Source organism: Schaalia odontolytica (genome assembly GCF_009730335.1).
GTDB classification, from domain to species: Bacteria; Actinomycetota; Actinomycetes; order Actinomycetales; family Actinomycetaceae; genus Pauljensenia; species Pauljensenia dentiphila.
This window is the reverse complement of record NZ_CP046315.1, coordinates 1012006-1037860: the sequence shown is the minus strand read 5'-3', so window position 1 is coordinate 1037860 and position 25855 is coordinate 1012006. Positions and strand designations below refer to the sequence as shown.

The following is a 25855-nucleotide window of genomic DNA, read 5'->3' as shown; positions in this document are numbered from 1 at the left end:
GAAGGAGCCACCTGTGGCACAAGAAACCCGTACCGAAACCGACTCGATGGGAGCCGTTGAGGTCCCCGCGAACCGCTACTGGGGCGCTCAGACCGAGCGTTCGCTGCACAACTTCGACATTGGACGCAACACCTTCGTGTGGGGCCGCCCGATGGTGCGCGCCCTCGGCATCCTGAAGAAGGCCGCGGCCCTGGCCAACGCCGAGCTGGGCGAACTGCCCGCCGACATCGCGAACTACATCGCGCAGGCCGGCGACGAGGTCATCTCCGGCAAGCTCGACGACAACTTCCCCCTCGTCGTCTTCCAGACCGGTTCGGGCACGCAGTCGAACATGAATGCCAACGAGGTCATCTCCAACCGCGCCATCGAGATCGCGGGCGGCACCATGGGCACCAAGGCCCCTGTCCACCCCAACGATCACGTGAACCGTGGCCAGTCCTCAAACGACACGTTCCCCACCGCCATGCACATCGCGGTCGTCTCTGAGCTGCACGACATGTACCCGCGCGTGCGTCAGCTGCGTGACACCCTGGACAAGAAGGCCAAGGAGTTCGAAGACGTCATCATGGTGGGCCGCACCCACCTGCAGGACGCCACCCCGATCCGCCTGGGCCAGGTCATCTCCGGCTGGGTTGCTCAGATCGACTTCGCCCTCGATGGTATCGAGTACGCCGACACCCGTGCGCGCGAGCTGGCCATCGGCGGCACCGCCGTGGGCACCGGCCTGAACGCTCACCCGAAGTTCGGCGAGCTCACCGCCAAGAAGATCTCCGAGGAGACGGGCATCGAGTTCACGCAGGCCGACAACCTGTTCGCCGCCCTGAGCGCGCACGACGCGCTGGTGCTGGTCTCGGGCGCGCTGCGTGTCCTGGCCGACGCCCTCATGAAGATCGCGAACGACGTGCGCTGGTACGCGTCGGGTCCGCGCAACGGCATCGGCGAGCTGATCATCCCCGAGAACGAGCCCGGTTCCTCGATCATGCCGGGCAAGGTGAATCCGACGCAGTGCGAGGCCATGACCATGGTCGCCACCCAGGTGTTCGGCAACGACGCGACGGTCGGCTTCGCCGGCTCGCAGGGCAACTTCCAGCTCAACGTTTTCAAGCCCGTCATGGCGTGGAACGTCCTGGAGTCCATCCGCCTGCTGGGCGACGCCTGCGTGTCCTTTGATACGAACTGCGCGTACGGCATCGAGCCGAACTACGAGAAGATCCAGCACAACCTGGACATCAACCTCATGCAGGTGACGGCCCTGAACCGCCACATCGGCTACGACAAGGCCTCGAAGATCGCGAAGAACGCGCATCACAAGGGCCTGTCGCTGCGCGAGTCCGCCCTCGAGCTGGGCTTCCTGACGGCCGAGGAGTTCGACGCGTGGGTCGTTCCCGCCGACATGACGCACCCCAGCGCCGCCGACGAGTGATCCGCCCGTCGCGCTAGCGGCTGACGCTTCGGCCCCGACCTCGCATTTTCGAGGCCGGGGCCGTTTCGTTCAGTCCTGGGCGCGCGCTTTCCGACGCATCTTCAGAACCGTCGAGGCGATGATGGAGAGCAGGAAGACGTTGAAGAGGATCGCGCCGACGCTCGGGGACACCCACGTGGCCACGAGGCGCCCGACGGGGGTCGCGGCTGCCGCGGATACGCCGACGACGAGGCCGACGCGCAGGTCGACCATGCGGTGGCGCAGGTTGGTCACGGTGCCGGCGATGCCGGTGGGGATCATGACGAGGAGAGACGTGCCGCGCGCAATCAGGTCTCCCGCGCCGACGGCGAGTTCCATGCCGGGCACGATGACGGATCCGCCGCCCACGCCGACCAGACCGGAGAGGATGCCGGCGCACAGGCCGACCAAGATCATGAGGGCGCACGAGGCCGGGGTCAGCAACACGCTTCCCTCTCGCGTGGGAACGTGCAGGTATTGGGAGACGATGACGAAGACAGTGAAGCCAATGAGGATCCAGGGCAGGGCGGGCGCGGGGAGGCGGCGCAAGAGCCACACTCCTATCTGAGAACCCGCGAGCGCGCCGACCACGAGGAGGGCGGCTCCGGCCCAGGAGACCTCACCGTGCAGGGCGTAGCTACCCGAGCCGACGGCGGCGGTGACGATGATGGCGGCGAGCGACGTGGCCGAGGCTCGGCGCTGGTCCATGCCGAGGACCGCCATCAGGGCGGGCACGATGACGAGGCCGCCTCCCACCCCGAAGAGTCCGGAGAGGAATCCAGCGCCTACGCCTGTCAGGGCGACGAGGAGGATGCGCTTCAGGGTGAGGGGCTGGGAGTCCGCGTTGGCCATGCTTTTACTGTAGTACTGGGTTATTGTGCGCTCTGAGACAAGGCTTCACCCCGCGCGAAATGGAAGTCCCGGCCCTGTTCACGGGCCCACGGGCGGGCGTAGACTCCTCGCATCAACGAAAGGAAATGCGATGTCCAACGTTCTGGTTGTGTCGGGACACCCGCGCACCGGCGATGATTCGGTTGCGAATAAGACGATCCTGGAGGAGCTTGCGGTCCTGCTTCCTGGCGCCGAGATCGATCATCTCGATGACCTCTATCCGGAGTACACGTTCGACGTTGAGGCGGAGCAGGAAAAGCTTCGCGCCGCGGACGTCATCGTGTTGCAGTATCCGCTGTGGTGGTACGGCTGGCCAGCGCTGCTGCAGAAGTGGATGGAGGACGTGTTTGTGCGCGGTTTCAGCCACGGGTCTTCGGGTACGGCTCTGCGCGGTAAGAAGCTGGTCGTGTCGGTAACGACGGGGGCTTCTCAGGCTTACTACGCGCCAGATTCCGTCGATTTCAACGACTTGCTGACGCCCGCGAAGGCGACGTGTGCGCTGACGGGCATCGAGTTTGCGGGGAGCCTTCCCCTGTACGGGGTGTCGTACGCGAATCGCACGGATGAGGCGGCGCACGCCGACATGGTGGAGCGTTCGCGCGAGCACGCGAAGCACCTCGCGGAGTTCGTCTCCTCCCTCTGAGCTTCTGCTCCCCTGCCATCAGGCGGGAGACGAACCCGGCCCTGGCCTCGTCCAATACGAGGCCGGGACCGGGAGCAGGTGAGGCTGTGCCGCCGAGACGCAGGGAGTGCGAGAGGCCGAACTTCGCATCTGAGTGCTCCGTTAGGATGGGGGTATGACAGATACGCGTGACCCGCGAGGGATTGTTAACTTCTTTGTCCGATACCTGGTACTCCACGTGATGTTCCTGGTCGGGCTCCCGCTCTCGTACGCCATGGACCTGGCGCTCATCTACTTCTTTGGCTTCCTGGGCTTCTTCACCTTCTTCCAGGTGTTGATAGCCATCACCCGAAAGTTCCTCGAGAAGGCCGGATCGTGGAAGATTGTCGCGATCGTGGGGGCCGTATCCTCTGACGTGGCGGTCCTGTGGTTCTTGGGATGGCTGATCGGAGGTATATTCAGCGGCCCCAGCTGGGGGCTCGTGGCCCAGTGGCTGCCCTACCACTTCGTCGCCGCCTTGTGCGCATGGGGACTCCGCGAGTTCGTCTACTGGTTGAGCCCACGAGACACTGCTACGCCCAGCGCCCCTACCAGCCCCGCCGCTCCGGCTGAAACTGAGAACCCGGGCGATTTCAACGCTGCAGACGCCCCGACAGCGACCACCGGGTCTACCGAAGCAGACAGCGACAGCGACAAGCAATAGTCCGTTGTCTCGGGAGCGGCTTCTACAGCTCCCCTGCCGCTAGACAAAAGGCACAAACTGGCCCCGACCTCGCTTTCACGAGGCCGGGCCCAGACGCCTACTTCTTGTTCTTCTTCGGTGCGGGCACTTCCTCCCACATCGCGTCGACAACGTCGCGCAGCGCCTCGCGGTCCTCCACCTCGACGAGGAGCATCTCCTTCGCTCCCTCGTAGGGAATGGCGCGCGGGGCATCGGGTAGAAGACGTTCGGAGGCGGGCGTGACCTTGAGCAGGAACCGGTCGTCGTATATGCCACCCACGACCTTGCTCCGGTAGTAGAGAACATATTCGCCCATCATCTTGCGATACGACACTTCTTCTAACCCGGACAACAGCTCGAGGACATACTCTCGATACTCCTCACTGGACGACATCTGTTCCCCCATTTTTCCCGCCAAACACGATGCTTTCCCCTTCCTGCGCGACACTGCGCGGCGTCTTCTGTCGTAGCCCGTGCCCCTCAGTGTAGTCGCCTGACGTCAGGGCTCCTCAGCGACGATTCCAATCGGGTGCTCGTGTCCGTATGGTTTCCCATTCATTTCCTCACTGCGGGCCTCACCTGGGGACTACGCGAGATCATCGACGCGATGGGCTCGCGAGACACTGTCACGCCCCGTACTCTTACCAGTCCCGTTGAACGTGCTGCTAGTGAGAACCCCAGCGATTCCAAAGAAACAGACGCCCCAACGAACACGACCTCGAGCATAGAATCCGACGCCGACGACCGTTATTCCGTCTTCGGGAGCTGCTTCGACACTCCCGACCATCGGACGGAACACAAAACCCGTCCGCTATCCCTCCCATCACGAGGCCGGGGCTGGGTCAATCACTCAGGTTCAGACTGCTGGTCATTCGGTTCCGCCATGACCTGCAGATACTGGACACCCCCTTGGTTAATCAAATCCAAAGCCAAATCGTTGATGATCGGCAGCACCTCGTCGATAGTCAAGAGCGGATCGAGTTCCATCGTGATCGGCTGGAACCTCACAATGGGCTCCATGTATTCAGTGCCGAGCAGACTATTACCTAAGCTCATCCCGTGAATGTAGATCGGCTTTTTCTGAATACCGACAAGACCCGCTCTGATCCTAAAACCGCCGTGTGCCTGCCGTTCTTTCGCATGGCTACGCAACAGAGTAATGAAGTCCGTAACTGCAGTTTCGACTTCATTGCCTCTACAGTGGTTAGTCATTCCCACCGGGTAACGGTCACTCCACCGCGGGTCAGTAACCAGGAGTCCCAGTTGATATGCTCCGACAACCGTTGCATCATCGTGCAAGAACTTACGAAAGTACCCTCGAGAACTTTGGTATCCCCGGATGATCCACTGACGGAGTCCCTTTTTTACTTCCCCACCACTCCACCAGTTATCTACTCTGGTTCCACTTACGAGTTCCGGAGCAATCGGCGCGTTCGCGTATTGATGTATCAGATCTACAGTAGTCGGCACGCGTCCAGTAACTGCCTCGTGGGGAACAGCAGCTAAGGCAAGAAATACCCCGTCTTCCGGGCGTAGCGCCTCACAGGCACGCTCGTAACGATCTTGAAGGAGACGTTCCTGATCATCTGCGTGTTGGAAACGTTCGCGAAAACCCCGTTCGATCTCACGATCACTCATGTACACGGTGTGGGGACCATTACGACGTGGCGCCACAAAGGCATCGTCGCCTTTTTTCGCAAAGTGAGGAGCATCAGCAGAGTCCGGAACCCGCATCATGACGACACTCCCGCCGCCTTCATTGCCACACGGCACCTCATGGAACTCGAGTCCAACTACCGGAGGTCCGATCTTCGCATACGCCGCCCTCAGGATCCTCTGCTGGTCGGTGGCAGACCAAGATATTGGGACGATCTTAGAGGCGGTGTTCTTGTCGCCGTCTTCTTCAACCCCAAACACAATCCACCCGCCGCCGCTATTCGCCATGGCAGCGATGTCTTTTGCGGCTTCTTCGTCCCATCGCGGCTTTCGCGAATCATAAGCAACCCGCTTCCAGTCGAGGTCACTAGTTTCTTCAACGCTGTGCTCGACCGCTTGTTTGAACAGGATGATGGAAATATTCCCCGGTTCAAGACCCAGTGCTCGGTGAATAGGCGTAAACATATGGATCCTTATCGTCATAATTCGTGTAGAGGATCGAACTCGTCAAGCAGCAGAACTTGAACGAGTCCCTTTCAATGCCAGCACCCAATAGTGAAAGGCAACTGGCGTAGCGGTCCCGACCTCGTCGTCACGAGGCCGGGGCCGTTTCATCACAGTCCTCCGAGTCCAGAGAATCGTTCGACCCAGGTCCGCAGGGCGTCAAGGACGCGCGAGCGGATGGCTTCGCGGCTGCCACCGCCACCGAAGCGGCGGGCCGGCGGGAGGATCGAGGACAGGCCGGTCCCTTCGTCGGGGACGTAGCCCTCGCGCAGGGAGTCGTACGCGAAGTCCCGCGCACCCTCGCCGAGGCGTTCGGCCTCAATGATTGCGTCGAGTTCGCTGTCGCGCTTGGCAGCGATGAAGGACTCGAACTCTGTGGGAACATCCCCATTGAGGGACACTCGGCGGTAGAACTCTTCGATGAGGTCACGTTTGCCGCGCAGGGCGGGTGAAGCGGCGAGGGCGCGCGTGATTTCGACGGGGATTTCGCGGTCGTCGCCGTCGCCACGCTCGCCCCGATGATGCTCGACGAGCATGAGGATGTAGTCGACGTTGATGTCGACCTGCTTGACGAGCTCCATTTCGAAGACGAGCTCATCCGCGATCGGTTCCTTCTCCACCTTCGAGCGCTCGCGCGCCTCGTGATAGAGGTCCAGGTAGACGCTCCTGTAGTCTTCGAGCTCGCGCGAGGCGATCGTGTCATCGCCCTCGAAGTCGTCGAAGGACGTGAGGATGTTGCGCAGGCGCAGGACCTGCCCCATGAGGTCGATGAAGCGCTTCTGTTCCTTTTCGGATGCGATCGATCCGATGGGCAGGGGGAAGCCGATGCGAAGCTGCTCGATGGTCTCGAGGTAGGTGGACAGGTACTCGCCGTATGGGCGCAGGAGTACCTGACCGCGCGCCTCTTTGTTGCCGAAGAGGGCGATCGCGTCGTTCGTGGCCTCTTCGAGGTTGCGGAAGCAGACGATGTTTCCGAATGTCTTGACGGAGTTGAGGATTCGGTTGGTGCGCGAGAAGGCCTGGATGAGGCCGTGGGCGCGCAGGTTCTTGTCGACCCACAGGGTGTTGAGGGACTTGGAGTCGAAGCCGGTGAGGAACATGTCGACGACGATCACCAGGTCGATACGTCTTTCGGCAAGAGCCGTTGAGAGGCTCGTGTAGTATCCCTCGAATCCCGAGGCATCGGTGCCGAAGCTGGCACCGAACTGCTGGTTGTAGTCGGCAATCGCCTCGTCGAGGAAGGCACGGTCGTCCTGGGAGAGGGCCGAGGGGTCCATGGATTCTTCGGAGAGCAGACCGGTGCCCGGTGCCTCGGCGTTGGGCGCGTATGAGTAGATGATTCCGACGCTGAGCCTGCGCGCCTCCGGCAGGTCAGCCTGCTGGCGCTTGAACTCCTGGTAGTAGGCACGGGCAGCCTTGATGGAGGAGGTGGCGAACAGGGAGTTGAAGCCGTTGACGCGCCGTTCCTTGTACTGGAAGGAGGCGTGCCGCTTCGTCTTTTGGTCGAAGTGTTCGAGGATGTAGGAGACCACGGCCGAGATGCGCTGCGGGTTCATGTAGGCGCTGTCGGTATCGATGCCTTCGACGTCGTGGTTGTCGATGCCGTCTCGCACGCGGAACGAGTTGAGGTAGTCGACGCGGAACGGCAAGACGGTCTTGTCCCGGATGGCGTCGACGATCGTGTAGGAGTGCAGCTGGTCCCCGAAGGCCTGCTCGGTCGTCCGTAGGTTTGCTTTGCCGGAGCTGGAAGCATTGTCCGCAAAGATGGGCGTTCCGGTGAAGCCGAAGAGGTGGTAGTTACGGAAGGCTCGCGTGATGTCGGTGTGCATGTCGCCGAACTGGCTGCGGTGACATTCGTCGAAGACGAGGACGACGTGCCCGGAGTAGATGGCGTGCCCGCGGTGGCTCTTGACGAAGGTCGCGAGCTTTTGGATGGTGGTGACGATGATCGGCGTGGACGGATCGTTGATTTGCTGGGCGAGCTGGCGCGTGGACTGGTTGGCGGAGACGGTCCCCTCGGCGAAGGCGTTATATTCGCGGATGGTCTGATGGTCGAGGTCCTTGCGATCGACGACGAAGAGAACCTTGTCGACCCCCTCCATGCCTGCAGCGAGCTTGGCGGTCTTGAAGGAGGTGAGGGTCTTTCCGGAGCCGGTCGTGTGCCAGACGTATCCGCCGGCGGCGACGGTGCCCGTCTGCTTGTTCATGCTGGAGGTCTTAATGCGCTGGAGGATCGCTTCGGTTGCCGCGATCTGGTAGGGGCGCATCACGAGGAGTTCACCGCGGGTGTTGAGCACGCAGTAGCGCGTAAGGATGGAGAGGATGGTGCGCTTGGCCAGGAATGTGGCGGCGAAGTCGGTGAGGTCCGGAATCTGATTGTTGGCGGCGTCGGTCCACCACATGGTGAATTCGTAGGATCGCGCGTTGGCGGCGGCCACCTGCCGGCGCGTGCCCTGGTTTTCGGTGATGTGCTGGAGGCGCACGGTGTTGGAGTAGTACTTGGTGTGGGCACCGTTGGAGATGACGAAGATCTGCACGTAGCCGAAGAGTCCGTCGCCGGCGCCGGCGTGGAAGGAGTCGCGCTGGTAGCGGTCGATCTGGTTGAAGGCTTGGCGCAGTTCTTCGCCACGTCGCTTAAGTTCGATGTGGACGAGGGGCAGGCCGTTGACGAGGATGGTGACGTCGTAGCGGTTGGAGCGCGCGCCCGTGTCGATGGCGTACTGGCGGATCACCTGCACCTTGTTGCGGTGAATGTTGGTCGTGTCGATAAGGCTGATGTTCTTGGTGGTGCCGTCGTCGCGGGTGAGGACCTGCACGTGGTCCTCCTGGATGCGGCGGGCTTTGGCGACGACGGGGTTCCCATCGGAGGAGCGGACGTCGACGATCGAATGCCGGTAGAAGTCTTTCCATTCCCGGTCGCTGAAACGGTAGTTATTGAGGGCCTCGAGCTGGACGCGCAGGTTCGCTTCCAGGCCATCGCGGTCGTGGATATCCACATATTCGTAGGCTTGGGCGCACAGCTGCTTGATGAGGTCGTCCTCCAGGGCGGCTTCGCTCTGGTAGTCCTGCTCCTGGTCACGGGTCGGGTGATAGAGCCCAACGACCGTGAATTCGTCGGAGACGACGACGGGTTCGATGCGGGGGCGAGGTGCGTCGGTGGACACTCGCGTTCCTTTCTCTACGGGTCTCTTTCACGAGGCCGGGGCTGGCACGCGGGAGGCTTCCCTCCCGTCTGGTGACGTTGATCCGATGCTAACGTCACCCACCGTCATCTGCGTCCAGGCTCAACCGGCGGTGTCAGCTAAGCGACAAACCTGAAGCCTGTTCAACCCGACTGATGAAGCCATCGACACCGAGGCTGTAGTTCAGATACGAGCTCTTGATGGAATCTGCACTCTCCGCCTTCACAAGGACAACATTGTCGAACTCTGGTTCAGCGATGACAACATCATTGCCGTCTTCTATCCGGAGCGCCTCCTTCTCAAGGCGTTGATACTCATCATTCGCAGCCTGAAATTCTGGGAACCCGACAACGTCAAAGAACTGGATTTCTCGACTGAGGCAGAGAAGAAAATACTCATCTCTTTCATCTGAATCTGCCTGTACGAGGATGCCGCTGCGGGCTGCACGTAGATCTTCGAGCAGATGGGTTGTCTCACAGATCGTGCTAATTTCGCGTCTCACTGCAGCCAGGTCATCTGGCACATCTGGTACGCCAGGCCGTCCCTCTTCACTCGCAAACAGATGGGAACTGAGCATGAGGAATCGGTCTCTTTTCCGCTCATCTCCTTCTAGCGAAGCACGCACATCGGGGCTCTTGTATTCGAGGCCGTACACTTCACCAACTGCTTCCACCCCTGTTGCCCAAAGGTGCTGGAGACGAGTACGTATCTGCACCTCAATGCGGTACGTAATTCCGCCAACGGGCACCTTGTAGATCGCATGGTAGCTTCGGTAACCGCTGCGTTGCGGTGCCGCTATGTAGTCTTTGATCTTCCTATGTTCAAGAAGATCATCAAGGATTCGAGCTGCTTCGTAGACTTCGCGCACGCTACCCACAATGAGCCGACAGCCCCCGATATCGTCAAGCGCGCCAAGTTTGAAACGATTGTTATCGCGCTGTAACTTCCTCACGATCGAACGCATGCGCTTCAGACGGTACGAGACAACCGCTCCCTGAAAGTGTTCGGCACACCGAGTTAACGCTTCGAAGCAGAAAACCGTTGGTTCCAGGTGCTGCACCCGCCAAGCTTGGGCAATTGCAAGCGCCTCTGGGTCGCGACCACCACTTGCTTTCAGCCGGCTTCCGGCCTTTGATGCTGCTTCCCGACTCACATGCTGCTGACTTTTGGACACGACAAGAGTATAGTGTCTTGGAAGCTCAGCAGAAGGGGATCGACATGGCACAGTCAATCGTTGATGTCGCAACCTACATCCTGGAGCGTACCGGCACGGTGACGACTATGAAGCTCCAGAAGCTTGCCTTCTATTCTCAAGCTCAGCACCTCGCTCAGTACGGGTCCTCCCTCTTCCCTGAGGACTTTGAGGCGTGGCGCGGTGGACCCGTTGCCCCCGAGCTCTATGCACTGCATCGCGGCATGTTCCTAATTCGTCCGGGCGAACTGGTGTCCGGCGGCTCGTCTGCTCTCACCGATGCTGAACGCGCTCTCATCGATAGCGTGTGTTCTGCACTGGGCGACATGACAGGTGCCGAGCTGAGTGAACGGACGCACCTTGAATCGCCCTGGCTGGATGCACGCGAGGGACTGGCGCCATCCGTTCCCTCGAATGCGGTTATCACGCAGGAAGCAATGCGCAGCTACTACCAGGAACATCCCGTTTTCGCTTGATTGCCTAACGGTGCCCCATTGCTCTGGTGCCACTGTGGACACTAAAACGACCACCAGGGCAAGGTCTGAAACGGGTACGAAGCAGTTCACCTGCAGACGATGACCGCGAAACCTGACAAAACAGGGCCTCGTAATAGTCCACTCGTGGACGACAAGCTGAAGTCACGCCCTCGTGTTTCCCCTCACGTATGCGTGAGGGGAAACACGACTATTCGGAGGCTCTGTTGAGGAACGCGCTGACCACAAACAACGAGTCCTGCATGTAAATCACCAGCCAATCTCCTGCTTCCCGAAGTTTTTCTGCGGAATATCAACGTCTAAAGACATCACTTCAAAAGACGCGGAAGAGAATTACGTGCGAAGTTAAAGAAGATACACGGAATCGAGCACCAGCCGTTCGTCATTTATAGATGGACTGGACGCAGATGTGCATGCCCCCTCCTACCCTACCTACGTGGAAGGAAGGAGGTGACAAATGAACATTCGAGAAGTACGCCGACATGGCGACGGGTGGGGTGTTTTCGATCCGAACGCATCCAGAGCATCCGCGGTTGAACCTACGCAGGCAGCTGCTCAACAGCGCGCACGCGACATTCTGGCTAATCAGGGTGGCGGCGAGATGCGGACGCGAGGAGAGAACGGGAAGATCCGCGCCCAGGACACCATCAAGCCTGGGAACGATCCCCGTCGAAGCAGGGGCTAGTTACCACTGAGGGGGCGGGTCTAACACCCGCCCCCTCAGTTCGTTATTCGGCCTTCTTCTCGGGGAAGGACAGCAGGCGATCCCTGTAGTGCTCGTACTGGGCACGGCGGGCCGCAATCTCGGCGGGGAGGCCCGACGTAATGTCGTTCACGAGGGCATTAAAGCGATCGAGTACATCTGCCACTCGGTCTTGTTCTTCCATAGGTGGTACAGCCACCGGGAATCGCTCAAGCATCGGCTTCCTCACCGAAGTGACAGATGAATGAAAGACTGTTGATTCAAGGTATCGACCAAATTGGGAAACCATCACGTGATACAAATACCTTGAGGAGAGCAACTCTAGATTAGGGACGATCCGATAAGCTCGCTGATGTAGGGCATATTTACCTTCTACATGGTGAAAAACCTTACCAACGCCTACACCATCGCCCGCTGTAAGCACCGCAGATTCATCAAAGTCATACTCATTCAAGCTGAGTGGCACTTGTGACCGAACATAAAACGGGTAAGTGCCATTGTCGACGGCATCCGAGGTGTTTCGTCCACCTGTCGCAATATGCGCCAATTCGCCGAGCTTCACCATTTCAACCGGACCGCGAGCAGCCAGAGAATCATAGGAGAGCAAGTGGTTGCGGTAGTGCTCATACTGGGCCTGCCTTGCTTCCAGCTCCGCTTCCAGCTCCGCTTCCAGCGTCGTGAACTGATCCAATATTCTCACGATCTCACGCTGCACTTCCACCGGAGGAAGCGGAATATCAATTTTGGACAAGTTCGCAGCAGAGAGCTCAATAACTTTCGTCCCCTGGGCATACTTGCGTTTTTTTAGAGCAAAGTCCTCAGTGCGGAGATAATAACTAAGAAAGACACTATCAACCGCGAGAGAGCGCACCACAGTTGCATGGCCTCCCGTGACGCCCTCTACATCACCGAGCCACACAACCCCCTTACCCACATCTTCAAGATTCTCACTCGTGTTAGCCACCACGAGATCACCTGGAAACACGCGAGTCAATTTCTCTGCGTCTTCAGGAGCCAGATAGGCGGCCGCACACTTCGCCTGAATGCCATACTTCGTGAAGATATGACCATAGTGAATAGCAGGAATACCCTTATCGACAAATAGCTTCTTCGGCATCCCAGCGCCACGTTGCAGATCAGCGATCTCTCCGAGTGGCCGATACTCCACCCCGTCCGGGCACAGCTGCGCGATCAGCTCGGCGAGGCGGCTCATCGGTCGGCCTCCAGTTCTGCGACGATCGCGTCGATGGAGGCACGCAGATGACGCTGACGCTCCACGATGCCGGCGATCCGAGAGTTCAGCTCGACGATGTCGACCTGCTCGCGCGTGTCCTCGGGCTCGACGTAGGAGGACACCGACAGGTTCCAGTCATTGTCCTTAATGTCGTCGATCGACACCAAGGCAGCCACATGGTCGACGGCCTGACGCTCGGACACAAGAAAGAGGATCCGCTGCTGATTCTCCGCGGTCAGGCGATTCTTGTTCCCTTCACGCACGCACTCGGCGGACGCATCCACGAAGAGGACGCTATGGTCGGGGCGCGCCTTCTTGAGCACGATGATGCAGGTCGCGATCGTGGTCCCAAAGAACAGGTCCGGCGGAAGCTGAATCACCGCGTGCACGAAGTTGTTTTCGACCAGGTAGCGGCGAATCTTCCCCTCGGCAGCACCGCGGTACAGGACACCCGGGAACTCGACGATCGCGGCCGTCCCATCCTCAGCCAGCCAGTGCAGCATGTGCATGGTGAAGGCCAGGTCAGCCTTAGATTTGGGGGCCAGGACGCCCGCCGGCGCGAAGCGCGGATCATTAATAAGAGCGATGTCATCCTTGCCCACCCACTTCGTCGAATACGGAGGGTTCGAGACGATCGCATCGAAAGGCTGATCGTCCCAGTGGGCAGGTTCCGTCAGTGTGTCCCCCAGCGCGATGTCGAAGTTCGAGAAGTTGACGTCGTGCAGGAACATGTTGATGCGGCACAGGTTGTACGTCGTCAGGTTGATCTCCTGGCCGAAATACTGGCGACTGCTCGACGGCCCGAGAAGCTTCGCGAACTTCAGGAGCAGGGACCCCGAGCCAGCGCACGGGTCATACACGCGCGTCACGTCGGAGCGCCCATCCAGCGCGAGGGTCGCGAGGACTTCGGCGACCTCCTGGGGCGTGTAGAACTCGCCGCCTGACTTACCCGCGCTCGAGGCATACATGGTCATCAGGTACTCGTATGCGTCACCGAAGGCATCGATCTGCGCAGCACCGTGCTCGAGAGGCAGGTCACCGATGGCGTCCATGATCTTGACGAGCTTCGCGTTGCGCTGAGCGACCGTGTTCCCAAGCTTCGTGGAGTTGACGTCCACGTCGTCGAAGAGGCCGCGAAGATCCGACTCGGAGCCGCTGCCCCGCGCCGAGTTTTCAATGAAGCGGAAGGCGTAGGAAAGGGTCTCGTTCAGATTCTCATCACTGGCAGCCTGGGCACGCACGTTCCCAAACAGGTCAGAGGGACGAATAAAGAAGCCTTTTTCCTTGACGATGCCGTCACGCGCTGCCTCCGCATCCTCGTTGCTGAGGGTCGCGTAATCGAAGGCCGCTGCCTCTTCGGGGGTTCCACCTTCGGCGATAATTGCCTCACGCTCAGTGGCGTTCACGTAGTCTGTCAGATTCTCCGAGATGAAGCGATAGAACAGGAATCCGAGGACGTAGCTCTTGAAGTCCCACCCGTCCACGCTGCCGCGCAGGTCGTTGGCAATACGCCAGATCGTCTTATGCAGCTCCGCTCGCTCGATCACTGCCGCCACTATGCCCTCTTTTCTGGGCGAGGAGCTACGACACTCCTCACTGATCCCTTGCTCAACATTCGCTCGCCAATGTACGCGGGCGATTCATGTGGCCTAGCTTACTGCATAAGCGACCAGCTAAGGGCCGATAACACACCTAATTTCCGCCCATCCCAGCCCCGGCCTCGTCAATGAGAACATGGCACACGAAACGGACCCACAAAACACAACTTTTCAGGATACTCCCCCGCCTCCAATCAGTTAGACACGTTCAGAAAATATCGACAGGTTCTTTCATCATCAAGCAACTAAAGCCACAGGTCACAGGCGCGCAGCACCTGGCAAATACTTAGAAATTCAACCGACCCACGATTTTACTTGTCCGCACTGTGGGACATTTTCACTCAGCATAACCGTATTGTCGGTTAATTTACTGAAGAATCGCTTGACCGTTGAATGGGCGCATTTTCACGCGTATGACTCCCCCACTGGGTAGTCCCGTCAACGATGTCGAGGATACACACATCATAGAGACACGACATCCCCTGACCATCCCCGCTGCCATCGTGCTGGGCACCGCGGTCGTCGCCACCGCTCTGCCCCTGCCGAGCAGCACCCCGGCAACCGCCACTGGCACGGCGCACGTCACCCGCGCCTACACGGACAAGTCCACGCACGAACCGGGTAAGCAGGCGACGATCACGGCCGAAGCCTCGACCGAGAGAACCGTCCACTTCTCCGTCAGCCACCTCGGCGTCGAAATCGACTCGGGCGACGCCACCGTGACGAACGGCAAGGCCACCTGGACCTACACGACGCCGAGCGAGAACAACCGGGGATACCTCGTCACCGCGACCGGCGGAGACGGCACGCACGCGGAGACCGCCTTCGATGCCTCCACCAGCTGGACGCGCTTCCCGCGCAGGGGCTACCTCTCCCACTTCAAGCCCACCGCCCCCGATGGCTTGGCAGACAACGCCACCTACGAGCCCTACCTCTTCCACGCCCCGTCCGACTACGTGACGAAGCTCAGCCAGGACTACCACCTCAACGCCTTCCAGTACTACGACTGGCAGTACCGCCACGAGCAGCCCGTCGCCAAAGGCGACCTCAAAAACGAGTGGCCGCTGTGGTACCGAGACACCTACGCCTCCGCTGCGACCATCAACACCTACGTGACCAAGGCAGACGCAGTTGGCGCCTCCTCGCTGGCCTACTCCATGGCGTACGCAGTCAACGACGGCTACGACACGAACGCCATCAAAGAAGACTGGATCCTGCGCGAGGACAACGGCTCCAACTGGCAACGCGACTTCGGCAGCCAGTAGTGGGTCCAGGTGCCCCCCAACACGCCCAAGCCCCAGAACCACATGACGATGATGAACGTCAACAACCAGGGCTGACGCGACTACATCACTGGCCAATACGCGACCCAGAAGAATGAATTCAAGTTCACCGGCACGCACATCGACACGCTCGGCCAGACCGTCAAGAAGGACGCTTCCGGCAACAAGCTCAACCTGACCGAGGGCCTGTCGGCGCTCGTCAACGAAACCGCCGAGAAGACGAAGGGCGCGGTGGGCATCAACCTGCCCGACGGCGCCGGAAACAACAAGGTCATTCCCGGCTCAACCACGTACCTGTACACGGAGCCGTGGGACAACAACGAGACCAACGCGCAGGTGGCCAGCTACCTGCAGAGCGTACGCGCCACGGGCACGAAGAAGCCGATGGTGGTCACCGCCTACGCGAACGACTACGACCCGACCACCCTCTACTGGGATGCGGCGGCCAACGAGTACAAGCATCCCGAAATCACCCCCAACAACGGCGTGCGTATCGAGGCCGAGTCCGACCAGGCGAACGTGAGCGGCGACGTTACCATCGTGTCGGGCGACGCTTCCGCCTCTGGCGGCTCCTACACCTCGGGCATTGCCAAGGACGGGGACGCCGTCACCTTCACCGTTGACGCAGGACAGGGAGGCGCCTTCACCTTCTCACCGCGTTACTCGAGCCGGCAGGCAGATGGCGCCAGCCACCAGGTGATGATCGACTGGGCAAGAAGGGTCAGCAGAAGCTCCTGAAGTACGTCACCTTCAACAAGACGGAAAGTGCCTCCGACTGGCACGAAGATATCTCCATCAATGTGGAGCTCACCCCGGGCATCCACACATTTTCCTTCCCGATCGACAAGTACGAGAAGTACGCGCCCATCAACATCGACTGCATTACGTTCCGCGAGTTCAACGCGGATTCCGTCAAACTCGCGGATACGGCGTTCGCCGCGAACGGCGCGCACCACCTGGAGCTCGGCGACTACGGGTACAGCCGGGGAGGACGCAGTGCCCTCACGCTGCACACAAGACTCGGCCCCGGCTTCGTCACTATGAACGAGGCCGGGGCCGAGTCGCGTGACAGACCCTCAGTTGGTCTTCGTGTTCGTCAGGTGACGCCCGATATAGCCGATATAGACCTTGTTTGTCTTTGTCGTATCCGGGTAATAATGCATACGCGGCGCGTTCTGGTCGCAGTGGGTAGGCGCAAAGTGCGCCCACATCTCAATCTCACCACGAGGGTCAACCTCCGCGGGAACCGGCCTGGTGCGTTCCCTGCGCATCTTCTCGTTCCCCTTCACGGTTTCGCTCTCATTCGATTTATGACGTGAGGCAGAACAGGTGCGGTAGCCATCCGGCGGATTTGCCAGGTAGTCATGGACGTTTCCACCCGAAAAATCACCAGCCTCGCGCGCTCGCATATAGTCGCGCAGGACGAGGATGTAGTTCCAGAATTCGGCGGCGTAGCGTCCACTGTCAAGAGCGTCAAGTTTCAGAATGTCATCAATCATCGCATCGGGTTCGCTCAGGACGACATACCTCGTCACTGACTCGTATCCGCCCTCCGTCATCCGATCGAAGAGCTCCGACATGCTCTGCGGGATGTTGTCCAACTGTTCCTCAACGAAGTCGCGCTCGCTGTCCTTAGCGTCGGGGTTCTTCAACTTCCATTCGAGGAAGCGATTCCGTTTGCTGAGAAACTCCCTCTCCGCCTGTGCTTCGCGCAACTCGCTCTCGAGCTCCCCCTTTTGCAACAGCAACTCGGACTTTTCCTCACTGTCACGAACCGTCTCATCAAGACGATCCTCTGTGGCAGCCAGCTGATCGCGCAACTTGTCGCACTGGGTCGCAAGCTCCGAGTGAGCCTCATTCATTGCATCTAGGCCACTCGAGAGAGCGGCGATACCACTCTCCAGCTCGGTGTGCGAACGCGGATTAAAAGACGGCAAGAAGCGGCGGATCAGGCGGCGTAGTGGCTCGTACCACGCCAGGTGTCGGGACTCGCTACGCGGCAGCGCTGGCTCGGCAACCATTGCCCTACCGTTCGCCTCGGATACAGGTGCACCCGGTGCAGCGTCCTCCGGCTTCACCAGTTCAGGCTTACTCGATTCCTCGACCGGCAGCCCTGTCTCACGAGAGAGCGCGGACAGAGACTCGGCGACCCGCTGGCGTACCCTCTCGTCGAGCAGCTCCACCGTCCTCGTCACTTCGCGCAGCGGATAGAACGTGGGCACCGTGAGGCGTTTCTTGTCTAGGGGCGCTTGCGCGCGACGCAGTTCCTTGTCCAGTCCGTTTTCCCACAGGTATTCGCAGGGGGTGCGTGCGATAATCGCCGACAATTCAGGGCGAAAACGCTTTCTTTTCTCGTCATAACCGCGTAGGAGCGTAGGAGCGGTGAGAACCCGGTGGCGAAGCCTGTCCGCAGGTTCCTCCGGGTTAAAACCGGGCAGGTAGGTACGCAGGCTCCCCTTAGGCATGCCACACCCCTGCCCGATCCCAGCGCGGAACTCACGGTACGCGTCGGGCGTTAGGAGGAAGTAGGACGCACAGCCGGCCGAGTCCCAAGTCAGCGACCCAAGGATTTCCTTCCATCGACATTCCGCCACGAGGTCCCCTTCTCCGCTCCCATCCGTAAGCGGAGCGGCCACGACGACGGAGGCACGCCTACGTTCGTCACGGATCCAGCCGATCAGCTCCTCGACCTGACGGTCATCGGAGATAGATTGAAGAGATTCCGACAGCGGCATCCCCCGGTCATAGCAATGGCCCTCACTGATGAGATCGTGCACCAGCCTCGGAGGCTTCGCGTCCCATTCACTGTCGCGCGGTGGTGTGACCTCGATCCAGACCACATCCCGATAGTGGGACTCTTTGGTCGCGTGCATAGCGAAGATACGCGTCGTCCACTGCTGATGGCCGTCGCCTGTACGTTCGACCAGTTCGAGGAGTTGACGTTCGTAATGCTTATCCTCGGACGTCTCCGTTAGTTTCGTCGCGACGATATCCGCGATGTTCCCTTTCTGGGATGTCAGCTCACCGAATCGGTAGATTCCCTCCGCATCGCACTCGATACGCGACTGAGAACCTTTGCTCAGATATTTCTTGTGCACCCACTCATGAAAAAGGCGATCCGCGGTTTGCAGCGCGCCTTCCTTCCCATCCAATTCCACAATTGCTCTGTAGCCACGCGCCATTGCATTACTCCCGGTTCGACGTTGATAGAAGCAACATGCGGAACAGCATACATCTACTGAATAACCACGACAGCAAAATGCAGAAACAACTTTCTGTTGTTACCCGCAGACACGAATCCCGGCCTCGTCACTATGAACGAGGACGGGGTCGAGTCGAGCGGTCAGATCACCACTGCGGATTCAACGTATGGCGTTCAGCTCAGGACCTTCATGGCCTCGTCACGCGCCTCGGGGGTGGAGAGGCGGTCGAGCGCACCCGGCGTTGTCTGGTAGTAGGTGAGCAGGCTTCTCACGCGCGACGGACGGATGCGCAGAGTCGTGAACACGACGAGACATTCGATATTCTGTCCGGCACCAATCAACAGGCTCCTACCACTGTTGCGCTGCCCGATCACCCTGGGCTGGTCGCTCCACGGGATCGAATAGTGGATGCCGCCCTTGCCCCACATATCCACACGCTGCTGGCTCACGACGATGCATTCACGGCTCTGAGATCCGATAATCTTGGCAACCAGGTAGAGCGCGACCACTGCGGCTGACAGCACGTTACCACCCGCAATGCTCCTGATATCAGCGTCTACGCTGAAGAGCGACACGTAGAAGAAACACACTCCCGCGGCACTGGCAAGTAGCGCTGTGAGGACACGAAGATACATCACGGTGGAACCGGGACGCACGAGAATCGTTCCGTCGGGCGTGGACACGACACTGACAAACCAGGGTGACCGGCCTCCCTCTGCCGCTCCCAGCAGCAGGCAGACGACGCCACCGGTGATCGAAGCCGACGCGTAGAACCATTCGCCGCCCTCGATACCGATCCACGTGAACAAGGCGGCGCACGCCAGCCCAATACTCCAGATGAGCCAGCGGCCCAGCGATCTCCCGTCCTTGTCTGTGACCGCGTAGAAGGTGCCGTAGCTCGACCTCGCCATCTGCGAACCAGGTTGCGCCACGGGAGCCGGTGCGGGCGCCCAAGGCTGGCTCATCGGAGCACCACTCCCCTGATTCCATGCGGCATTCGGCCCGGGCACCGGCTGGGCAGCACCAGCCTGCTCGGCGGGCACAGTCCCGGGAGCGGCGTTCTCGTCGCCTGTGGGCGGCGCAAACTTGTTCATACGTCTCCGATCCTCCTCGCGTGGTGCCCCAAAGGCACTCATGCATCCAGCCTATCGCGCACGCACTCCCCGACCGCAATCGGCCAGTCCTGCGCGCATGGTTCGGCCCCGACCTCGTTCAGGAATCAACGAGGCCGGGGCCGAGCCTGACGCTCACGGGTCGTCAGGAGCGAGCGACCTCCACGGCGGTGGTCTGCGCGAGGTTGGACAGAGCGGTCACGAACTGCGCGATCAGCTTGCGGTTGCGGCTGTCCTGCATGAGGTTGGGCAGCCCCTTGGTCGTGCAGGTGACCTCGACGACGGTGCCGGCCTCGGAGGGAATAAAGCCGACGACGATGTTCTCGCCCCAGGACATCATGCCCATCGGGGTGTCGAAGGTGACAACCTGACGGTTGGGGTCGGCGAGGGTCACGGTCGCCTTCGGAACGGACTGCGCGGCCGGGGTGGCGAGCGGGAACAGCTGCTCGAACGGAACGGCGAACTGGAATGCCTGCGTCGTGGAACGCATACCCATGGGAGTGTCTCCTTAAAGATCTCAGTTATCTCGGATAAGCGCGATCTGGCCGCGCGCACCGGCGAAGAAGGGGCCACGCGCACGATCACGGACACCTCAGTGTGGCGCTGCGAAGGCGCGACTTCTTCCAGCTGGTTCAGCGTAGCAGCACGCGCCCAAATCTCATATTCCGTCCCCAGAAATGACCGCGACCTTCGTTGAGAAAGCAGATGCCGGGCCCATAGATGCAGGCGGGCGGCGAGACGTCATCCGTCTCGCCGCCCAACCTGTTCACAGAAGTGACAGCGCCTTCCTCAGGAACGCGGCTCGAAGGGGCTCACCGACACCGAAGGCATCTCCTGGCACACGCGCAGGGTCAGCTGCAGGCTCGTCGCGCCGGTGCCCGCCTCTGACATGATGTCGACCAGCTCCGAATCGGCGGGGTTACACCCCTCAACTCCGTCCGTCGATTCTGCCGTCAGTGTCACGCCCACGCGGCCACCCTGAGCGATCGTGTAGACGTTGCCGGGGTCCTCACCGTCGCGCACGGCGGTGGAGATGACGGAGCCGCCGCCGGAGAAGATGATCTGCGGGAAGCCGTCAATCCAGCACGATGGCCCCTCGTTCGTGAAGCCGATATCCACGTAGGTGGTGCCGCCCGCCTCCTGCTGAGAATCGATGGAGGGCTGCAGGTTCGTCAGGTCGCAGCGCTGGTCGTTGTCGGCGACATTGACGTCGGGGGCCTGGTTTCCCTCGTCGGGCACGCCGCTCTGAGGGCCAGCGCCGCTCTGGGAGGGCATGTCGTTCTGAGAGGCGGAAGCGCTCGGGGAAGCGGACGAGGCCGTCGACCCCGACTGGTGCTGCGCGCCCTGCGGGGAGCAGGCGGCAATGCCCAGGCCCAGGACGGACAGGGAGGTCACGGCAAGAATGCGTCGCGTGTTGATCATGGCCCCATCCTATGAAGTGCCACGCCGCTCACGCACCGCCACGCCGGGCAGAGCCCAGGGGAGACAAGGGGCGCACCGGGCGTTAACTGCCCACCCGGCCCCGGCCTCGTCCCCTCTATCGAGTGACAGGCTCGATCTCCACGGGGGCCACGTCCATCTCAGCCAGCGGCACCACCCGATCCTTGCGCGCGACGTGGTAGCCCCACCAGACCACGCCGAACAGCGGCAGGCCGATGTAGGAAGAGGCAACCTCCCAGACCTGGCCGTGAAGCACAGCTTCATAGTTCTGTCCCGCCATGACCACCAAGCACATGACGAAAGCGATGATCGGGCCCGCCGGGAAGAACGGAGAGCGATACGGCAGGTCCTCGAGGCGATACCCCTGCAGCAGGTACGCGCGGCGGAAACGAATATGACTGACCGCGATACCCAGCCACATGATGATGCCGGAAATACCGACGATGTTCACCAGCCAGATGTACGCGTCGTTGAAGACCAGCTGCGTGAGGAAGCCAAGCGCCGCAGTCACCGTCGTCACCGCCATCGCGTAGGCGGGCACGCCGCCCTTGGTGACGCGGGCAAAGATCGCGGGCGCCTGGCGCTTGAGGGCCATTGAGTGCAGCATACGCGAGGCCGCGTACAGGCCCGAGTTGCCCGCGGACAGGATCGAGGTCAGGATGACCGCGTTCATGACGGCAGCCGCCGCGCCGATACCCATGCGCGCAAACACGAGCGTAAAGGGCGACTGGGCGATGTTGTTCGCCGAGTCATCGGCCGCGCTCAGCAGACTCGGGTCCGTGTACGGTAGCAGCGTACCGATGACCGCGATCGCACCGATGTAGAAGAACATGATGCGCCAGAAAACCGTGCGAATCGAGCGCGGCACATCCCTGCGAGGATTCTCAGACTCACCCGCTGCCACACCCACCAGCTCGGTGCCCTGGAAGGAAAAGCCCGCGATCATAAAGACTGCAATAACGCCCACGAAGCCGTTGTGGAAGGGCGCGTCCCCGATCGTCCAATTCGACAGGCCCGGAGAGTTTTCGCCCATCACGCCGGCGATCATGAAGACGCCCGACAGGACAAAGACGATGACAATGACGACCTTGATGGCGGCCAACCAGAATTCGGCCTCACCGTAGACTCTCGCCGAGAGCGCATTGAGCCCGACGACGATCACGAGGAAGCCCACCGCCCATAGCCACGACGGCACAGACGGGAACCAATAGGCCATGACGAGGCCCGATGCCACGAGGTCCGCGGCCACCGTCACCGCCCAGTTGAACCAGTAGTTCCACCCCATCGCGAAGCCGAAGGACGGGGAGATGAACTTCGTGGCGAAGGTCTGGAAGGAGCCCGCGACCGGCTGGTGCGCGCTCATCTCACCCAGGGACTGCATGAGGAGCAGCACCATCAGGCCAATCGCCGCGTAGGCAAGAAGGGCACCTCCGGGACCGGCGTTCGCGACTGTCGCACCGGAGGCCAGGAACAGGCCCGTGCCGATCGCGCCACCGATGGCGATCATCTGCATGTGACGCGACGCCAGGCCGCGCTTGAGCGCGGTGTTGGAGCGCTCCTGCACATCGTTGGCGATGTCGTCGGGAGTGGGGGTAGCCATGAGTCGGTTCCTCATCTGTCGATCGTCGAGTCCCATATTAGTCCCACAAACGCTTGTGTCGACATTGGTAGATTCTTTTCTCATTCTTTAACGAGGCCGGGGCTCTCCTTCCGCTTTTGTCACCCCGTTGCCCACCACGGCCTCGCCCGCACCAAACGAGCCACACACCCACCGGGCAGTTACACTAAACCCACCCACGCCACCGCAGGAGGTTCCTATGACGCAATCCCTCATGAGCATCGGTTGGATGCTCCTCGCCCTCGTCCTCTCTGCATCCATCGGCCTCGAACGACAGATCCGAGGCAAGAGCGCGGGCATACGAACGCAGGCCATCGTCGGCCTCACCGCCTGCCTCATGATGCTTATCTCCAAGTACGGCTTCTCCGACATCCTCGTCGACGGCATCACCCGATACGACCCCTCTCGCGTCGCCTCGCAGATCGTCTCCGGCATCGGCTTCCTCGGCGCGGGCATCATCCTCACCCGTCACGGCGCGATTCGAGGCCTCACGACCGCGGCCACCATCTGGGAGACCGCGGCGATCGGCATGGCGTGTGGCGCGGGCCTGTGGTGGCTTGCCGCGGCCGGCACGGTTTTGCATTTCATCGTCATCGCGCTCCTGACGCCCCTCGTTCAGTTCATCCTCATGCGCACCCATGGCCACAAGGTGACGCTCACTATCCATTACACGCCGGGGCACGGCGTCCTCTCCACACTCCTCAGCCAGGTATCAGCCCTCGGCTGGACCGTCTCCGCAGTGTCAACCCACACGGATTCAAGTGACCGCGCGACCACCGCGCGATTCACCGCATCGACGCGCCAGGACCTCTCACGCTCCCTGCTGGTGACCACCCTGGCCGACCTCGATGGCGTCGCAGGCGTCGACTTCAGCGAAGACGACGACGAATAACGCTCACCGCATAGACGAGGGGCCCGCGGATCACCGCGGGCCCCTCGTTCATGCCATCAGGCTCTCAGCGCATCACGCCTGAGGACCGAAAGGATTGTAGGGCTTGTCGCCCAGCTGGGGCTGCTGGCCCTGCTGCTGGCCAAACTGAGGCTGCCCGGCCTGGGGAGCCTGGGGGGCCTGGAAGCCGCCCTGCTGCTGGCCGTACTGAGGTTGCCCGGCCTGCGGGGCCTGGAAACCGCCCTGCTGCTGACCGAACTGAGGTTGCCCGGCCCGCGGGGCCTGGAAACCGCCCTGCTGCTGACCGAACTGAGGCTGACCGGCCTGCGGGGCCTGGAAACCACCCTGCTGCTGACCGAACTGGCCCTGCTGCTGGCCCATCTGCACGCCAGCGAACGCGCCACCGAAGGCATTCGGGTTGTTGATCGGAGCAACCGCACCGGTCTTCAGTTCCATGAGCAGGAGGCCGCCCGCAGCGCCGAGCGCGATAGAGAACAAAGCCAGCAAGAACGCACCGAAGCCCGCGTCGACGTACTGATTAGAAAGCGCGACAATGAACTGAATAATGCCAAGCAACGCCACCACAAGCGCGCCGATGCCCGCCGACAGGAACGCCCACTTCTGGTTCGTGAACCAATAGGCGACGCCCAGGCCGACAACAGCAATCAGCAGGATGAGGTGGAATGCCGAGTAGCCGCCCTTCACCTCGAACATCGACGCGGTCATACCATAGCCACTGAAGTAAGGCAGGAACATCGAGATGAGGATCAGCACTGCCGCTGCGGCAATACCGATGAGCGAGTAGGTCGCGCGAACGGAACGGCCGCTCACCTTGCCTGTTTCGGCCACAACGGCCGTCTGGAACTGGTTGAACGCCGAGTTCGCGGCAGCACCGAACTGCTGGGCGGCAGCACCGAACTGCTGGCCCGTCGACTGGCCCGCGGGAGCATAACCCGGCTGACCGTACTGCTGCTGGCGGGGCTGACCGGGCTGGCCGAAGGGGGCCTGCTGGCCCTGCTGCGGCTGCGCGCCGAACTGGGGCTGCCCCTGCTGGCCCTGCTGGGGAGCAGTACCGTACTGGGGTTGGCCGGGCTGGCCGAAGGGGGCCTGCTGGCCCTGCTGCGGCTGCGCGCCGAACTGGGGCTGCCCCTGCTGACCCTGCTGGGGAGCAGTACCGTACTGGGGTTGGCCGGGCTGGCCGAAGGGGGCCTGCTGGCCCTGCTGCGGCTGCGCGCCGAACGGGGGCTGTCCCTGCGCCTGCGCGCCCACCTCGGGCTGACTCTGCGGCTGAGCGTCTGTCTGCGGCGGGTTACTGAAGGGAGACTGCGCGACCTGCTCCTCGGTCGACTGGGTGGGAGCGGCCTCGTCGACAGCGGGAGCCTCGGACTGCGCCGCGCCCTCGAGGATTGCCTGCTCGAGGTTATCGTCGGTGGCCTCGCTCACGGGAGCCTCGGGCTCGACGTGAGCGACCTCGGGCTCTGCGGGAGTCTCAACGTGCGCCTCTTCGACCGCGGGCCGATCGACGGGAACCTCGGTCGGGGCGGCCTCGGCCTCGGGCTGCGCTTCCTCGTGGCCACCGGCGAAAGGCTCGGCCTGCTCGCTGGTTTCCTCCGCGGGAGCCTCGGGCTCGGAGACCGCAGGCTCCTCGGCAGCCGGAGGCTGCGCGGGAACGACGCCCTGGTCCGCCAGCCACTGCCCGAGGGCAGGGTACAGCGACGGGTGCGTTGCGACGTAGGGACGCAGGTCCGGGCGAGCGGCAGTGATATCCGCGAGATCCTGGGCCGAAAGCGCCGGATTGCTCAAGTCGGCAGCGGTGAGCTGCGACGGATCGATAGTGCTCATCTGTATTCCTCTCGCACCCGTAGGTGCAGTTCCTGATGGCGAACAGCCAATACTATCGCGCCGAGGGTTGTATACGTCAAGACGTTCACACCATGAAACACGGGCGTGAAACAAAAGACCCGGCCCCTCACGGGACCGGGTCTGTGGTGGTAGCGGGGACAGGATTTGAACCTGCGACCTCCGGGTTATGAGCCCGGCGAGCTACCGAACTGCTCCACCCCGCGTCGGCT

The 25855-nt window shown here is 61.3% G+C and carries 19 protein-coding genes, 1 tRNA gene and 1 pseudogene; 7 read left to right on the top strand and 14 right to left on the bottom strand.

Features of this window, described 5'->3' with window-relative positions; genetic code table 11:
- Positions 1 to 13: 13 nt before the first annotated feature.
- A complete protein-coding gene (fumC, locus tag FOC40_RS04465; RefSeq protein WP_039929217.1) occupies positions 14 to 1423 on the top strand; it encodes a class II fumarate hydratase in 1410 nt (469 codons plus the stop codon).
- Between the two features lie 69 nt (positions 1424 to 1492).
- Here fumC and FOC40_RS04460 read toward each other — a convergent pair whose 3' ends face one another.
- The gene (locus FOC40_RS04460) at positions 1493 to 2293 is read right to left on the bottom strand and encodes a sulfite exporter TauE/SafE family protein (protein WP_003794200.1); all 801 of its coding nucleotides are present in this window, start codon (positions 2291 to 2293) and stop codon (positions 1493 to 1495) included.
- 130 nt (positions 2294 to 2423) lie between these two features.
- Here FOC40_RS04460 and FOC40_RS04455 point away from each other — a divergent pair, with 130 nt between their 5' ends.
- Together FOC40_RS04455 and FOC40_RS04450 are read left to right on the top strand one after the other, a co-directional pair.
- Complete coding sequence (locus FOC40_RS04455) at positions 2424 to 2975, top strand: NAD(P)H-dependent oxidoreductase (RefSeq protein ID WP_003794202.1); 552 nt, start codon at positions 2424 to 2426, stop codon at positions 2973 to 2975.
- A gap of 154 nt (positions 2976 to 3129) precedes the next feature.
- Positions 3130 to 3657 carry a hypothetical protein gene (locus FOC40_RS04450; protein WP_003794204.1) on the top strand — a complete coding sequence of 176 codons (528 nt, stop codon included), beginning with the start codon at positions 3130 to 3132 and terminating at the stop codon, positions 3655 to 3657.
- Between the two features lie 97 nt (positions 3658 to 3754).
- On the opposite strand, the gene FOC40_RS04445 is transcribed toward FOC40_RS04450, so the two are convergent.
- The 4 genes from FOC40_RS04445 to FOC40_RS04430 all read right to left on the bottom strand — a co-directional run bounded on the left by FOC40_RS04445 (position 3755) and on the right by FOC40_RS04430 (position 10191).
- Positions 3755 to 4069, bottom strand: a complete 315-nt coding sequence (locus tag FOC40_RS04445; RefSeq protein ID WP_039929508.1) for a TfoX/Sxy family protein — start codon at positions 4067 to 4069, stop codon at positions 3755 to 3757.
- Between the two features lie 452 nt (positions 4070 to 4521).
- Positions 4522 to 5796, bottom strand: a complete 1275-nt coding sequence (locus FOC40_RS04440; protein ID WP_039929219.1) for a helix-turn-helix domain-containing protein — start codon at positions 5794 to 5796, stop codon at positions 4522 to 4524.
- A 149-nt stretch (positions 5797 to 5945) separates the two neighbouring features.
- Entirely contained in the window at positions 5946 to 8999 is a 3054-nt protein-coding gene (locus tag FOC40_RS04435; protein ID WP_003794214.1) for a type I restriction endonuclease subunit R, read from the bottom strand.
- A gap of 133 nt (positions 9000 to 9132) precedes the next feature.
- Complete coding sequence (locus FOC40_RS04430) at positions 9133 to 10191, bottom strand: RelA/SpoT domain-containing protein (protein WP_131240491.1); 1059 nt, start codon at positions 10189 to 10191, stop codon at positions 9133 to 9135.
- Positions 10192 to 10235: 44 nt separating this feature from the next.
- Between FOC40_RS04430 and FOC40_RS04425 the strand changes: the two genes are divergently transcribed.
- Both FOC40_RS04425 and FOC40_RS04420 read left to right on the top strand, forming a co-directional pair.
- Positions 10236 to 10685 (top strand): Panacea domain-containing protein, encoded by a 450-nt coding sequence (locus FOC40_RS04425; RefSeq protein ID WP_039929222.1) that lies wholly within the window; start codon positions 10236 to 10238, stop codon positions 10683 to 10685.
- A gap of 475 nt (positions 10686 to 11160) precedes the next feature.
- Complete coding sequence (locus FOC40_RS04420; protein ID WP_003789971.1) at positions 11161 to 11388, top strand: DUF2188 domain-containing protein; 228 nt, start codon at positions 11161 to 11163, stop codon at positions 11386 to 11388.
- Positions 11389 to 11431: 43 nt separating this feature from the next.
- Here the strand turns inward: FOC40_RS04420 and FOC40_RS04415 are convergent, their stop codons facing one another.
- Both FOC40_RS04415 and FOC40_RS04410 read right to left on the bottom strand, forming a co-directional pair.
- The gene (locus tag FOC40_RS04415; RefSeq protein WP_003794223.1) at positions 11432 to 12619 is read right to left on the bottom strand and encodes a restriction endonuclease subunit S; all 1188 of its coding nucleotides are present in this window, start codon (positions 12617 to 12619) and stop codon (positions 11432 to 11434) included.
- Complete coding sequence (locus FOC40_RS04410) at positions 12616 to 14196, bottom strand: type I restriction-modification system subunit M (RefSeq protein WP_003794224.1); 1581 nt, start codon at positions 14194 to 14196, stop codon at positions 12616 to 12618. The genes FOC40_RS04415 and FOC40_RS04410 overlap by 4 nt, the downstream gene beginning before the upstream one ends.
- Before the next feature lie 455 nt (positions 14197 to 14651).
- Between FOC40_RS04410 and FOC40_RS04405 the strand changes: the two are divergent.
- A pseudogene (locus FOC40_RS04405) lies at positions 14652 to 16259 on the top strand (glycoside hydrolase family 66 protein).
- A gap of 338 nt (positions 16260 to 16597) precedes the next feature.
- Here FOC40_RS04405 and FOC40_RS04400 read toward each other — a convergent pair.
- The 5 genes from FOC40_RS04400 to FOC40_RS04380 form a co-directional block, all read right to left on the bottom strand.
- Entirely contained in the window at positions 16598 to 18703 is a 2106-nt protein-coding gene (locus tag FOC40_RS04400; RefSeq protein WP_003794236.1) for a hypothetical protein, read from the bottom strand.
- Between the two features lie 194 nt (positions 18704 to 18897).
- Complete coding sequence (locus tag FOC40_RS04395; RefSeq protein WP_231126063.1) at positions 18898 to 19818, bottom strand: hypothetical protein; 921 nt, start codon at positions 19816 to 19818, stop codon at positions 18898 to 18900.
- Positions 19819 to 19981: 163 nt separating this feature from the next.
- Positions 19982 to 20332 carry a hypothetical protein gene (locus FOC40_RS04390; protein WP_003794237.1) on the bottom strand — a complete coding sequence of 117 codons (351 nt, stop codon included), beginning with the start codon at positions 20330 to 20332 and terminating at the stop codon, positions 19982 to 19984.
- Positions 20333 to 20625: 293 nt separating this feature from the next.
- On the bottom strand, positions 20626 to 21258 hold the full coding sequence (locus tag FOC40_RS04385; protein ID WP_003794240.1) for a DUF4232 domain-containing protein: 633 nt from the start codon (positions 21256 to 21258) through the stop codon (positions 20626 to 20628).
- 115 nt (positions 21259 to 21373) lie between these two features.
- Positions 21374 to 22876 (bottom strand): amino acid permease, encoded by a 1503-nt coding sequence (locus tag FOC40_RS04380; RefSeq protein ID WP_034511713.1) that lies wholly within the window; start codon positions 22874 to 22876, stop codon positions 21374 to 21376.
- A gap of 217 nt (positions 22877 to 23093) precedes the next feature.
- On the opposite strand from FOC40_RS04380, the gene FOC40_RS04375 reads away from it, so the two are divergent.
- Positions 23094 to 23786 carry an MgtC/SapB family protein gene (locus tag FOC40_RS04375; RefSeq protein WP_003794246.1) on the top strand — a complete coding sequence of 231 codons (693 nt, stop codon included), beginning with the start codon at positions 23094 to 23096 and terminating at the stop codon, positions 23784 to 23786.
- Positions 23787 to 23858: 72 nt separating this feature from the next.
- Here FOC40_RS04375 and FOC40_RS04370 read toward each other — a convergent pair whose 3' ends face one another.
- Together FOC40_RS04370 and FOC40_RS04365 are read right to left on the bottom strand one after the other, a co-directional pair.
- Positions 23859 to 25625 (bottom strand): ABC transporter permease, encoded by a 1767-nt coding sequence (locus tag FOC40_RS04370; protein WP_155844119.1) that lies wholly within the window; start codon positions 25623 to 25625, stop codon positions 23859 to 23861.
- Positions 25626 to 25772: 147 nt separating this feature from the next.
- A tRNA-Met gene (locus FOC40_RS04365) sits at positions 25773 to 25849 on the bottom strand.
- Positions 25850 to 25855: the final 6 nt, after the last annotated feature.